At 62.4% G+C, this 13409-nt stretch carries 7 protein-coding genes and 1 pseudogene; 7 read left to right on the top strand and 1 reads right to left on the bottom strand.

Annotated elements, in window-relative coordinates; translation table 11 throughout:
- The first annotated feature begins 261 nt into the window (after positions 1–261).
- On the top strand, positions 262–1524 hold the full coding sequence (locus AB4Z53_RS32550; protein WP_441599432.1) for an efflux RND transporter periplasmic adaptor subunit: 1263 nt from the start codon (positions 262–264) through the stop codon (positions 1522–1524).
- Positions 1521–4697, top strand: a complete 3177-nt coding sequence (locus AB4Z53_RS32545; protein WP_441599430.1) for an efflux RND transporter permease subunit — start codon at positions 1521–1523, stop codon at positions 4695–4697. Before AB4Z53_RS32550 ends, AB4Z53_RS32545 begins: the two co-directional genes overlap by 4 nt.
- A 525-nt stretch (positions 4698–5222) precedes the next feature.
- On the opposite strand, the gene AB4Z53_RS32540 is transcribed toward AB4Z53_RS32545, so the two are convergent.
- Positions 5223–7238 carry a transcriptional regulator gene (locus tag AB4Z53_RS32540; protein WP_441599428.1) on the bottom strand — a complete coding sequence of 672 codons (2016 nt, stop codon included), beginning with the start codon at positions 7236–7238 and terminating at the stop codon, positions 5223–5225.
- Positions 7239–7318: 80 nt separating this feature from the next.
- On the opposite strand from AB4Z53_RS32540, the gene AB4Z53_RS32535 reads away from it, so the two are divergent.
- The 5 genes and pseudogenes from AB4Z53_RS32535 to AB4Z53_RS32515 all read left to right on the top strand — a co-directional run.
- The gene (locus AB4Z53_RS32535) at positions 7319–8407 is read left to right on the top strand and encodes a PLP-dependent cysteine synthase family protein (protein ID WP_441599427.1); all 1089 of its coding nucleotides are present in this window, start codon (positions 7319–7321) and stop codon (positions 8405–8407) included.
- Positions 8408–8418: 11 nt separating this feature from the next.
- Positions 8419–9927 carry a pyridoxal phosphate-dependent decarboxylase family protein gene (locus AB4Z53_RS32530; RefSeq protein WP_441599425.1) on the top strand — a complete coding sequence of 503 codons (1509 nt, stop codon included), beginning with the start codon at positions 8419–8421 and terminating at the stop codon, positions 9925–9927.
- 526 nt (positions 9928–10453) lie between these two features.
- Positions 10454–12160: an adenylate/guanylate cyclase domain-containing protein gene (locus AB4Z53_RS32525; protein WP_441599424.1), complete on the top strand. Its 1707-nt coding sequence runs from the start codon at positions 10454–10456 to the stop codon at positions 12158–12160.
- A gap of 137 nt (positions 12161–12297) precedes the next feature.
- Positions 12298–12708, top strand: coding sequence for an SDR family NAD(P)-dependent oxidoreductase (locus tag AB4Z53_RS32520; RefSeq protein ID WP_441599423.1), 411 nt, complete (start codon positions 12298–12300; stop codon positions 12706–12708).
- A 65-nt stretch (positions 12709–12773) separates the two neighbouring features.
- Positions 12774–13409: pseudogene (locus AB4Z53_RS32515) on the top strand (2,3-bisphosphoglycerate-independent phosphoglycerate mutase); the annotation flags it as partial.

Here is a 13409-nt window from a genome sequence, read left to right as displayed (position 1 = left end):
GCCGGCAAATTGCGCCGTACCGATTTGGGTGCCAACGCTCACCGCAAGTGGCGCGTGGATCGCACCCTGAAGCAAAGGTTCACTGTATCGGAAGGTGCTTCCGCCGCCAGGGCGTACTTGATCAACAAACAAATGGCCCCGGAATGTGAGGGGCCAACTGCGGGCCTTGACCTTTCCATCGTTGGAAACCGCACCTTCGTCAAGAATCGATAGCCGCACCTCCTGCGGGCCGGGAGCGTGCGCAAATGAAGGTGAACGAGAATGAGTAAAAAAGCCGCCATCCTGTTTTTAACCGGTGTCGCCGTCACCGGGGGTACTCTTGGTTTTGTCCACAGCGACGAAGCGGGAACCTATGCCAATCGTCTGTTTGAGCTTGCCTCGTCGGCCAGTGTGCCCGAGGCAGTCGCGGCCGGAGCCGAGGGAGCGCCCACACCCCAGGTTCCGGTCGCCGAGGTTGTCACGCGCGAGGTCGCGCCTTCGGTGGAGTTCACGGGTCATCTCGAAGCGGCCAAGACCATTGACCTGCGCCCGCGCGTCGGCGGGGCCATCGACTTCGTCAGCGTTCCTGAAGGCGGTCTCGTGCGCTCAGGTCAGCTCCTGTTCCAGATCGACCCCAGGCCGTTTCAGGTCGCGCTGGATGCCGCCAAGGCCCAGCTGAAGCAGGCGACCGTCCTGCTCGACCACGCCGAGATCGCTTTTGGGCGAGCCGAATCTCTGGCTCCGAACGGTACCGTGTCGCGCAAGACCTATGACGATGCCGAGGCGACACGCCGTCAGCGTCAGGCACAGGTCGAAATCGCAAAGGCAGCAGTGGCCGCAGCCGAGCTTGATCTCTCCTTCACGCGCGTCACGGCGCCGATTGGCGGGCGGGTCGATCGAGTGCTTGTCACCGAGGGTAACCTGGTTGCCGGCGGCTACGAGGGAACGTCCACGCTTCTCACCACGATCGTCTCCACGGACCCGGTCTACGTCTATTTCGATATAGATGAGGCCACCTTTCTCGATTTCGTTGCGCGCGCCCGCCCGGACGAGAGTGACAATGCAACCGGGAAGCTGCCCGTGCAGGTCGGCCTCATGACCGATTCCGGCTTTCCCCATGCCGGCGTCCTCGATTTTATAGGCAATCGGGTCGACCGTGGTACCGGCACAGTCCGGGCCCGGGCCATCGTCCAGAACCCGGACGGCCGGCTCGCTCCTGGTCTCTTTGCACGGGTAAAACTGGTGACCTCGGCGCCGGCCAACACGGTGCTGATCGATGATCAGGCGATCGGGATTGATCAGGGCCGCCGCTACGTTTTGGCGCTTGGCGTAGAGAACAAGGCCGAGTATCGCCCGGTGGAACTCGGACCGACAATTGACGGCCTGCGCGTTGTTACGAGCGGCATCAAGCCGGGCGAAAGGATCATTATCAAGGGTCTTGTTCGGCCCGGCATGCAAGTGGATCCGCAGATGGTGTCGATGCTCCCCGGCCAATCCACCGAAGCCGACCGGGTGGCGGCTGAAGCACAGGAAGCGCATCGATGAACATTCCACGCTTTTTTGTCGACCGTCCCATCTTCGCGGTTGTTCTGTCGGTCTTGTTGCTGATCGGGGGCGGTCTGACACTCCTGAAGCTGCCGCTCAGCGAATACCCACAGGTGACCCCGCCAACGGTACAGGTCACCGCAAGCTATCCGGGCGCCAATCCCGAGGTGATCGCCGAAACGGTTGCCGCACCGCTTGAGCAGGTGATCAACGGCGTCGAGAACATGCTCTATATGAGCTCGCAGGCGGCGACCGACGGGCGCATGACGCTGACGGTGACTTTTCAGCAGGGCACCGATCCCGATATGGCGCAAATCCAGGTACAGAACCGCGTTTCCCGCGCGCTTCCGCGTCTACCGCAGGAAGTGCAGCGCATCGGCGTTGTGACGCAGAAGACCTCGCCCGACATCCTGATGGTCGTGCATCTCGTCTCGCCCGACGATCGCTACGATCCTCTATACCTGTCGAATTTCGCAACCTTGCAGGTGCGCGACCAGCTCGCGCGCCTGGCTGGTGTGGGAGACGTGCTCGTCTGGGGTGCTGGCGAATATTCGATGCGGATCTGGCTCGACCCCGCCAAGGTAGCGGCGCGCGGCCTGACTGCCTCCGACGTGGTGGCGGCCATCCAGGAGCAGAACGCTCAGGTGGCCGCCGGAGCGGTCGGCCAGCAGCCGGACGCCTCGGCCGCACTTCAGGTTACCGTCAACACCCTCGGCAGGCTTTCCTCCGAAGAGCAGTTCGGCGACATCGTCGTCAAGACAGGCACAGATGGTCAGATCACACGGCTTCGGGATGTTTCCCGCGTCGAACTTGGTGCAGATTCCTACGCCTTGCGCAGTCTTCTTGACGGCAAGCCGGCGCTGGCGCTGCAGATCGTCCAGAGCCCTGGCGCCAACGCGCTCGACGTAGCAAGTGCCATTCGCGGGACGATGGAAGAACTGCAGAAAGGTTTTCCAGAGGGCATAGAGTATCGCATCGCCTACGACCCCACTGTCTTTGTGAAGGCCTCTCTGGAGGCCGTGGTGGTGACGCTGCTCGAAGCGATCGCCCTGGTCGTGATCGTTGTCGTGCTCTTCCTTCAGACCTGGCGCGCTTCGATCATCCCGCTGGTTGCCGTGCCGGTATCGTTGGTCGGCACATTCGCCTTCATGTACATGTTCGGTTTCTCGCTGAACACGTTGTCTCTGTTCGGCCTTGTCCTATCGATCGGGATTGTGGTCGATGACGCCATCGTTGTCGTCGAGAACGTGGAGCGTCATATCGCACTTGGCGAAACGCCGAAGGAGGCCGCGCGCAAGGCCATGGACGAAGTGACCGGGCCGATCATTGCCATTACCTCGGTGCTGTCGGCCGTGTTTATTCCCTCCGCATTCCTCTCCGGGCTGCAAGGGGAATTCTACCGGCAGTTCGCGCTCACCATCGCAATCTCGACCATCCTGTCGGCCGTCAATTCCCTCACGCTTTCTCCGGCGCTCGCAGCCGTGCTCCTCAAGCCGCACCATGGCGATGTGAAGCGTGATCTCCTGACCCGTGCAATCGACCGCCTGTTCGGCTGGTTCTTCCAGCTGTTCAACCGCTTCTTTGACAGGGCCTCGAATGCCTATGTCTGGTCGGTCCGCCGCGCGGTTCGGTTCAGCGTGGTCGTCTTGTTCGTCTATGCCGGCCTGGTCGGCATGACATGGGTGGGGTTCCAGACCGTGCCCAACGGGTTCGTGCCGGCGCAGGACAAGTACTACCTGGTCGGCATCGCCCAACTGCCGACCGGAGCCTCGCTCGACCGGACCGAGGCGGTGGTCAAGACAATGTCGGAGATAGCGCTTGCTGAACCGGGCGTGGAAAGTGTTGTCGCTTTCCCGGGGCTTTCGGTCAACGGCATGGTCAATATTCCCAATGCCGCCGTGATCTTCACGATGCTGAAACCCTTCGATGAGCGCAAGGATCCTTCTTTGTCTGCTTTCGCGATCGCAGGTCGCCTCATGGGCAAGTTCAGCCAGATACCCGATGGGTTTGCCGGCATTTTCCCGCCACCGCCCGTTCCGGGCCTGGGTGCTACCGGCGGGTTCAAATTCCAGATCGAGGATCGAGCGGGGCTTGGCTTCGAGGCGTTGGCGCAAGCGCAGGGAGCGATCATGGGCAAGGCGATGCAAACGCCTGAGCTGGCCGGCATGCTCGCGAGCTTCCAAGTGAATGCCCCAAAGGTGCAGGTGGACATCGACCGGGTGAAGGCGAAGTCGCAGGGGGTGCCGCTCAACACGATCTTCGAGACGCTACAGGTCAACCTTGGCTCACTCTATGCTAACGATTTCAATCGCTTTGGCCGCACCTACCGCGTGATGGTCCAGGCGGACGCGCCATTCCGTATGCAGCCGGAGGACATCGGTCGACTGAAGGTGCGCAACGCGGCGGGCGAAATGATTCCGTTATCGGCCTTGCTGACTATCAAACACAGTTCGGGACCGGATCGCGTCATGCATTATAATAGCTTCCCGTCGGCCGATATCAGTGGCAGCCCGGCGTCCGGATACTCCTTCGGGCAAGCGACTGCAGCCATAGAACGGATCGCATCGGAAGCGTTGCCACCCGGTATGGCCTTTGAATGGACGGACCTCGCCTATCAGGAGAAACAAGCCGGGAACACGGCTATGTACGTCTTTCCACTGTCTGTTCTGCTGGCGTTTCTCATCCTCGCGGCGCAGTACAACAGTTGGTCGTTGCCCTTCGCTGTGTTGCTGATCGCGCCGATGGCGTTGCTGTCCGTGATCGCAGGCGTCTGGTTCACGGGCGGCGACAACAACATCTTCACGCAGATAGGCTTCGTCGTTCTGGTGGGTCTCGCTGCCAAAAATGCGATCCTGATCGTCGAGTTCGCCAGGGGGAAGGAAGATGAAGGCGTTGATCCGCTAAGCGCAGTTCTTGAGGCTGCCCGGCTTCGCCTGCGGCCGATCCTGATGACGTCGCTCGCCTTCATCGCCGGTGTCGTGCCGCTTGTGATCGCAACGGGGGCAGGGGCCGAGATGCGGCATGTCATGGGTATTGCGGTTTTCGCGGGCATGCTCGGCGTTACATTGTTCGGGCTTGTGCTGACACCGGTGTTTTATGTCATCGTCCGCCGCCTGGCGATCAGCCGCGAGCAACGAAGAAGGTCCGACAATGCCCTGGAAACGCCGGCCTAGGTTCGGTGAGCCGAGACCGCGAAGGAAGGGGCAGCGGCCGCCCCTTGCGACTCGACATGCTTGAGATGCGCTCGGTCTAAGCGAGCGCGAGGCGATAGAACGGAAGCCTTTGCGCCGGAATGGATGAAGGATCTGCCGAACCGCAGCTTCGAGCTCAGACCCGTGCGCGGCGTCGATCTCAAGATCGGGCTCAAGGGTTGCCTGGAACACCCGGCCGCTGGCGCGGCCGGGCCGGTGGATTGAGGTTCGTCAACCTGTGTTCTGCTGATGCGGCAGGCCGCCCGCAGGCGCGCATGGTCGTGCTCCGGCGTTTAACGGTCGCCTATTGCGAGCCGCCGAGCGTGACGACAACTGCAAAGAAGCGGTTCCGGAGCGATGAACAATGACCACGATTTCGACCATCGGTTCTTCACGTGTTGCAGGATGTTGTCGAACGTCGGTTCACTGTTCCGGCGGCGTTGATCCCCGGTAGAAGGGTCGAGTACCGAAGTACCGCGCCCAGAGCCAAGCTTCTCGGTCTATCATTCAGGTATCCAGCCCAACCAAGACCGCCGCTTCGCGGTATTGGCCGATGACCTCGGGCGTGAAGTGGAAGGCGTCGAGGAAATTGTCCGTTCGGTAGTCCGGGTTTTGAAGCCGGATCTTGGCTGCAAAGCTACGAGCCTCACTGATGCGCCCGGCGAGTGCGAGGCAATGGGCGGCGATCGCGAGGATGTGGACATGCGCGTTCGGGCGGGCTGCGGCCTTGACCGCCCAAGTTGCCGCCTCCTCAAAAGCGCCCAGCCGGATGAGGGCAATAGCCCGGGTTCCGAGCATACCAAAGAGTAGGGGATCGTAGGGGCTCAAGAGCCGCGAATGATCGGACGCAGCGATCGCCGCGTTGGGATCGCCGGACTGGGAGTGCACGAAGGCGAGCGCGTAGTGGCCGAGGGCGAAGTTGGGGCTGAGATGGACCGAATGCTCCAGTTCGCGCACCGCCTGGTCGTGGTCTCCGGTCAGCCAGAGGGCACGCCCCATCGACCAGTGCGCGGCGGGGTTCTGGTCGTCGACCAACAGGCTCTGCCCGGCGGCCTTGAGCGCGTGCCGGATCTCGCCGTCGCGGTCGCCCCAGCGCTGGAAGGCCCTTTGCCAGTGTGTGAAGGAGAGGCCCGCATGGGCGCGTGAGAAGGTCGGATCGAGGCGGGTCGACAGCCGAAAGAACTCGGCGGCGCGCTCGTTTTCCTCGGCGGTGAAGCGAAACATATGCCAGAGGCCGCGGTGATAGGCCTCCCAGGCATCAAGCGAATCCGGATGTTTCAGGATCGCGCGGTTGCGTTCTTCGTTCTCGATTTCAGCCGCGATCGACGACACGATGCTGTTGCTGATCTCGTCGACGAGGGCAAAGCGCTCGGCCGAGCGCGCCTCGAACTGCTCGGTCCACACGATACGGGCAGTGGCTGCCTCGGCGACCTCCACGGTCACTCCGATCCCGAGTTCGTGCTGTTCCAGGAAGCCGGTGGCGACATAGTCGACGCCGAGCCGACGGCCGATTTCCGGCAGTTCGAGCTTCGCGCCGGCAATGGCAAAGACGGAGCCTCGGGCAATCACGAAGAGGCTGCGCAAGCGTGCCAGCTTGCTGATGACGTCATGCGCGACCGCGCTTCCGAGATCGTGCCGGCCCGCCGGGCCCGCGACAAGTTCGCGGAACGGCATGACGGCGATCGAGGCGCGGCGCGAGACCGTCATGTGGGTGGGTTCGGGAGGTTTGCCAACACCGTCAGAAACGGTGACGACCGCCGGTTGCCGGGGCAGGGGCCGGAGGCGTTCCCATGCCTCTTGGATCGGTGCGAAGTCCTCGCCCTCATCGGCAAAGAGGCGTGCTGCCGCATCGAGATGCCGGGCGCAGGCGTCGCTCATCCGCCTGTGGGACAGTTCCGCCAGGAAGCGGATATTTGCGTCTGCGTCGAGCGGGGCGAGGTCGAGCCATTGCCGGGCTGCCGGCAAGCCGTCCTCACCCCCGATGGGTGTTCTTTTGCCGATTTCTGCTGCGATCTCCAGCGCGTACAGGCGAAATTCGCTCCTCACGGATGTCAGCCAATGCTCGAAGGCAGGGCTGTTGTCGATCTCGACGCCTTCGAGCAGATCGCCTCCGCATCGCCCCGCAATCGTTCGTAATACCTCCAGATCGAGGTTTCGGACACCGCGCCGCCTTGCTTCCAGGAGGTAGCGCACGTCGACGTCACAGCCTTCGAGATCAAGTGAAATCCGGTCGTCGGCGGTGATCACGCGCTTGCGGCCATCCGTCTCCATGAGCGAGCGGATCTTGCTGAGGCTCCAGCGCAATTCACCGCGCGGATCGCTCGGCACTTGCCAGAGCAGATCACAGAGCCGCTGACGGGGAACCGAACCGGGCGTTACGGCCAGATAGGCGAGCAGCGCGCGCACCTTGCGCGACGGCGGTAGTGGCACGGCCACCCCGCGGCGCACGAGTTTCAGCGGTCCGAGGAGCCGCAGTTCCAGCCCCTTTGCCGAAAAAACCACGTCCGGGCCATCCGTTCCCATGCGCACTCCCACGCTGGCTCCCACGCAGGCACTTTAGCATCCCTCGCCGAACCTAGCATCCGGAAGAGTGAGAGGACGCAATGGCTACCAATTCAGGACTGAGAACCACGAGCGGCCGCGGGCGGCTTTTCGACAGCGTGCTGGAGACGATCGGCGATACACCGGCGATCCGTGTCAACAATCTCGGCGTCGGCAACGCGACGATCTATGTCAAGGCGGAGTACTTCAATCCGGCCTCGTCGGTGAAGGACAGGCTCGCGGTTGCGATCATCGAGGAGGCCGAGCGCAGCGGCAAGCTGAAGCCCGGACAAACCGTGGTCGAGGCCACCAGCGGTAACACCGGCATCGGACTGGCGATGGTCTGTGCACAAAAAGGCTATCGGCTCGTCGTCACCATGGCCGATAGCTTCTCCGTCGAGCGCCGCCGGCTGATGCGCATGCTCGGCGCCAAGGTCGTGCTAACGCCGCGCGCCGAAAAGGGCCTGGGCATGTATCGCAAGGCGGTGGAGCTCGCCGAGAAGAACGGATGGTTCCTCGCCCGGCAGTTCGAGACCACAGCCAACGCTGCGATCCACGAGGCGACGACCGGACGGGAGATTGTCAACGACTTCGCCGGCTCCCGCTTGGATTACTTCGTCACAGGCTACGGTACCGGCGGCACGGTCGTCGGCGTATCCCGCGTGCTACGCCGCGAACGGCCCGAGACGAAGATCGTGCTTGCCGAGCCCGCCAACGCGCAATTGCTCGGCAGCGGCCATGTGCAGCAGCGGGGAGCAGGCGGTGCGCCGGCGGCCAGCCATCCAGCCTTCGAGCCGCATCCAATCCAGGGATGGACACCGGACTTCATACCCGACGTCCTGCAGGAGGCGGTCGACAACCGCTACTATGACGAACTTGTCCCGATTGCCGGTCCGAAAGCGATGGAATGGGCCAAGGCGCTTGCTCAGAAAGAGGGCATCTTCACGGGCGTTTCGGGCGGGGCAACCTTCGGCGTTGCGCGCCAGATCGCGGAGCATGCGCCGGCCGGCTCGGTGATCCTCTGCATGCTGCCCGACACTGGGGAGCGCTATCTGTCGACGCCGCTCTTCGAAACGATCCCGGCTGACATGGATGACGAGGAGATGGAGTTGTCGCGATCCACGCCCGGCTTCCAGCTGGCGGCAGAATAGAGGAAAAGGCGATGGAAGCGCAATTGTTTGATGCGAGTGAGGGGTCGCTTGAGCAGCCGGACGTTCTCGCAACTCCGGAAACTCTCGACCCCGCGGACTGGTCGTCCGTCGCGGCACTCGCCCACCGGATTGTCGACGATGCCGTCGACCATCTCGGCCGCGTGCGCGAGCGTCCGCTCTGGCGACCGCTGCCCGACGAGATCGAAGCGCTGTACCGGGCGCCGGTCCCGGATCGGCCGATGCCGCTCGAAGACGTCTACAGGCAGGTGAAGGACACGGTACTCGCCTATCCGATGGGCAACATCCATCCACGGTTCTGGTCCTGGTACATGGGTTCCGGCAACTTCACCGGAGCACTCGGTGATTTCGTGGCCGCGATCCAGGGTTCCAATCTCGGGGGCGGCCGCCATGCCGCCGCCCTCGTTGACCAGCAGGTCGTCGGCTGGCTCCGCGACATGATCGGCTTGCCCGAGACGGCGAGCGGTACCCTGGTGAGCGGCGGTTCTGTGGCCAATCTGGTTGGGCTGACGGTTGCCCGCAACGTCATGGCAGGGATTGACCTGCGCGAAGAGGGTGTCGCAGCCCTGAAGCAGCCAATGCGTTTCTACGCCTCGGACCAGGTTCATTCCTGCCATCGCAAGGCGGTCGAGACGCTCGGCCTCGGCAACAAGGCACTCAGACGGATCCCCACTGATTCCCATTACCGCATCGACCTTGAGGCGCTTCGCGCGGCAATCGCCGAGGATCGCGCGCTGGGCTTCAGGCCTGCCTGCGTCATTGGCACTGCCGGTACGGTCAATTCCGGCGCGGTCGACGATCTCGCCGCCTTGGCCGCGATCGCCGCAGAGGAGGAGCTCTGGTTTCATGTCGACGGGTGCATCGGTGCGCTCGTGGCAATCGCGCCTGGGAACGCCTGGCGCGTCAAGGGCATCGAGCGGGCGGATTCCGTCGCGCTCGACCCGCACAAGTGGCTGCATGCCCCGTTCGAAGTCGGTTGCGCGCTTGTGCGGGACCGGACGAAGCACCGGGAGACATTCGCCGTTTCGCCCGAATATCTCCAAGGCATGTCACGCGGCATCGCTTCCGGCCAATGGCTCTACGAATTCGGACTGCAGACCAGCCGCGGCTTTGCAGCGCTGAAGGTGTGGATGGCACTGATGGAGCATGGTGTTGCCAAGTTTGGCCGGCTGATTGACCAAAACATTGCGCAGGCTGCGTGGCTTTCAGGTCTCGTGCGCTCACACCCGCCCTTGGAACTTGTCACAGAGCCCGAGATCAACATCGTCTGCTTTCGCTATGCGCCCGATGGGCACAGTGAAGAGCGACTAAAGGAGATCAACCTGGAAGTGATGCTGCGCCTGCAGGAGGCAGGTATCGCGGCGCTTTCTGACACAACGATCCGGGGGAAGCACTGCTTGCGGGCAGCGATCTGCAATCACCGCACCTGCCCGGAAGATCTCGACCTGCTGGTTTGGGAGGTACTGCGGCTTGGGCGGGAAGTGGACCAATCATTGGCTTGATAGCGTTTTGATAAGAAACGATCGCCTGGTGCAGGGGCCATCCGATTTCGCCATGCGATGATGCCACATCGCCGGTTCGACCCCGGTCAAGGGGCAGGAGGCATCCGTGCTGCCGCTTCCGCTCGTCGGGTGATCTGAACGTTGAAGGAGCGTCTGGAGCGGATACCGGGCAAGCGCGGCCCGAGCGTCTCAATTGGGCAGGAAGGAGACTGGCCGCACCTGGAGAGTTGGCCAGGGATGCAGACTTGGCGCAGTTGCAGTTCGGGTCTTCCCCGGAATGCCGTTTCGCGAACAGAACTGGCCACTTCTGCCGAAAGCCCCGCTCGCCGCCCATTACCAGGCGTTCAAGAACCGTCCGCTTTGCAGCGGACACTCATTTCCGTGTCGTCCACTTCGACGCCGTCGGTCACAACGAAGGTTGACGGCTCGATGGAGGTGGAGGTCGCCGGGCATTACTTCTTGCCACTTGTGACTGACCCGCGGCTGAACAATAATTTGCGAACTCGGTCGTTAGGCTTGCCCTCACATGACGGATCAATCTCTTCAGCGTCGCCTTGCCGCCATCGTCGTTGTCGATGTGGTGGGATATTCGCGCCTGATGGAGGCTGATGAAGCCGCAACGCTGGCGGACCTCAGGGAACTCCGTTCTGGTGTTATCGAGCCGGCTGTGATGCGCAACAACGGTCGCCTCTTCAAGGTCATGGGCGACGGATTCTTAATCGAATTCGGTAGCGCGGTGGACGCGGTCGTAGCAGCGTTGGAAATGCAACGGGGCACCACTGCTGTTGAGGCTTCCGGAGACCGGCGCCTGCTTTTGCGTGTAGGCGTCAATCTGGGAGATGTCATTGACGACGGTTCAGACGTCCTCGGCGACGGCGTCAATGTCGCGGCGCGCCTCGAGACGCAGGCCGCACCGGGAGGTATCTGCATTTCGGCCAAGGTTCACGGCGAGATCGTTGGCAAGATTGGCGACCGGTTCTTTGATGCAGGCGAACGCCACCTGAAGAACCTGACTCGTCCGGTCCACGTGTGGCATTGGCCGGATGCGCTGCAGAGCATATTGCCGCTGCCCGAATATCCCTCGATCGCTGTATTGCCGTTCACGAATATGAGTGGGGATGAAGCGGACGCGCCTTTTGTCGACGGCTTGACCGAGGACCTGATCACCGACCTTTCCCGCAACGCCGGCCTGTTCGTGATCGCGCGCAATTCCGTCTACGGCTACAAGGGCAAGCCGGTCGACGTACGGCTGGTCGCCCAGGAACTCGGCGTCCGCTACGTCCTCGAGGGGAGCGCCAGACGCGCAAATGGCCGTATCCGCATCAATGCCCAATTGATCGACGCGCTTGCCGGCCAGCACTTGTGGGCTGACCGGTTTGACCGGACGGTGGAAGATGTTTTCGAATTGCAGGATGAAGTTAACGCCAAGATTGTTGAAGCCCTCGTCGGCCGGCTGACCATCCCGACGCAGCGCAATCGGCCGAAGAACTTTGAGGCCTACGATCTGTGTGTGCGCGCCCGCCTCCTGACGGAAGAGTCGCCGCAAACTGAGCGTGAGGCCTATATGCTTCTCCAGCGCGCGGTTGAGCTCGAGCCATCATACGCCGAGGCGCTCGGTCTGCTGGCGTATAACCGTTGGCTTGCCTGGACTCATTTCGGCGAGCCCGAAAATCCTAACCGTCGGATGGCGGCGACGTTCGCGCAGAAGGCGGTCGATCTGGATCCCAACGATGCCGGCTGCCGTTACGTTCTGGGGACCATTTTGGCCTATGAGTGGCGATGGGAGGAATCGGAGGCGGCCTTCGCCAAGGCTCTGGAGCTGGACCCCAACCACGCCGACACCTGGGCCGCCATGTCGGACATGTCCGTGCTGGACGGCAGGGTTGCCGACGGACTAGCGCAGATCGAAAAAGCGCTGCGGCTCAATCCCTATCCGACCTGCTGGTATCTTTGTCATCTTGGTCAGGCGCAATACGCCGCGCGCGACTATGTGGCGGCAGCCGCTACACTCCGCAGGAAGGACACGTATCGCACCAACTCACGCAAATTCCTGGCTGCTACGCTTGCGCAGTTGGGCCACCGTGAGGAGGCGCGGCGAGAAGCAGAATTGTTCCTGATCGCCCACCCACATTTCACGATCGGCCATTGGCTCAGCTCCCAGCCGCTACGCGATGCATCTGTTCGCGACCACTTTGTCGACGGCTTCCGAAAGGCTGGCCTGCCGGAAATGTGACAGCTGGTGGGGACCTCTTGGCCTCAGGCTTCGAAAGCTGATCGATCTGTCATTCGTCATTCACACAACATAGACGCTTTATTCGAGCATTCGCTGTCGTTTCTCGGGGGGCCAACGACCATCGTTTCCGGGCGACCATGCGGCAGGCACATCTTGGACGTGTCGCACAAAAATTCATCAAATGCCGCATCGACATTCGCCCGCTTTGCGTTCATGCAATATCGGGGTTTTATGGACGTCCGCGCGCTGTCGCCTATACGGCCGCCAAGGCAGGCGTGACCAATCTGTCGCGTTCGCTGGCGATACAGCTCGCCAAGCATCGTATCCGTATCAATTGCGTGGTGCCGAACAAGATCGGCTCACCGGTGGGCAAGGACGTGTTCGACCCGACCCGTCCTGTCGTCAACCTGCGCGACCGGCCAGGCGTTCCGGACGATCTCGCCCGCGCGATCCTGTTCCTAGTCTCCTCCGATTCAGATTTCATCGACGGAACCACGCTTTTCGTGGATGGTGGCGTCTCTGCGCTTATGCCCGGCAGCGAAGGTTAGCCATCGGTGCTTGACCGGCGCGAGAAGATGACGGAAGACCGCGGCGGTAACGATGGAGGCACGTAGTGAGCGAGAAACAAGCGACTGTCCTGATGATCATGGATGGCTGGGGCTGGCGTGAAGAGCCGCATGGCAATGCCGTGCTGCAGGCAAACACGCCGAATTTCGATCGTCTATGGTCGCAATGCCCGCATGCTCTGTTGACGACGCACGGTCCTGCCGTGGGTCTGCCCGAGGGGCAGATGGGCAATTCCGAGGTCGGTCACCTCAATATCGGCGCCGGCCGCATCGTCATGCAGGAGCTGCCGCGTATCGACGCGGCGGTCGCCGATGGCAGTCTGCGCCAACGTCTTGCCGAGAGCGGCTTGCCCGATGTGCTCGGCCGGACGGGCGGCGTTTGCCACCTTCTTGGTCTCGTATCGCCGGGTGGGGTGCATGCCCATCTGCTTCATATCGCAGCCCTTGCGCGGGCGCTTCGCGATCTTGGCATCCGCTCGGTCGTCCATGCCTTTACCGACGGACGCGACACGCCGCCCGGATTGGCCGGAGAGTATCTGAAGCAACTTGCCGACGGGCTTCCCGAGGACACGGCGGTCGTCACGGTCAGCGGCCGTTTCTATGCCATGGATCGCGACAATCGCTGGGATCGCGTTGCGGCAGCCTATGCCGCGATCGTCGAGGGCAAGGGTATCCCTGCCGCT

It is taken from the genome of Ensifer sp. 2TAB8, from assembly GCF_052115125.1.
Lineage (GTDB): Bacteria > Pseudomonadota > Alphaproteobacteria > Rhizobiales > Rhizobiaceae > Ensifer.
This window is presented reverse-complemented; position numbering and strand designations above follow the sequence as displayed.

Bases quoted from the DNA above. Each gene is read 5' to 3' on its own strand.
- AB4Z53_RS32550 (WP_441599432.1), top strand. From the start codon at position 262: ATGAGTAAAAAAGCCGCCATCCTGTTTTTAACCGGTGTCGCCGTCACC.
- AB4Z53_RS32545 (WP_441599430.1), top strand. From the start codon at position 1,521: ATGAACATTCCACGCTTTTTTGTCGACCGTCCCATCTTCGCGGTTGTT.
- AB4Z53_RS32540 (WP_441599428.1), bottom strand. From the start codon at position 7,238: ATGGGAACGGATGGCCCGGACGTGGTTTTTTCGGCAAAGGGGCTGGAA.
- AB4Z53_RS32535 (WP_441599427.1), top strand. From the start codon at position 7,319: ATGGCTACCAATTCAGGACTGAGAACCACGAGCGGCCGCGGGCGGCTT.
- AB4Z53_RS32530 (WP_441599425.1), top strand. From the start codon at position 8,419: ATGGAAGCGCAATTGTTTGATGCGAGTGAGGGGTCGCTTGAGCAGCCG.
- AB4Z53_RS32525 (WP_441599424.1), top strand. From the start codon at position 10,454: ATGACGGATCAATCTCTTCAGCGTCGCCTTGCCGCCATCGTCGTTGTC.
- AB4Z53_RS32520 (WP_441599423.1), top strand. From the start codon at position 12,298: ATGCGGCAGGCACATCTTGGACGTGTCGCACAAAAATTCATCAAATGC.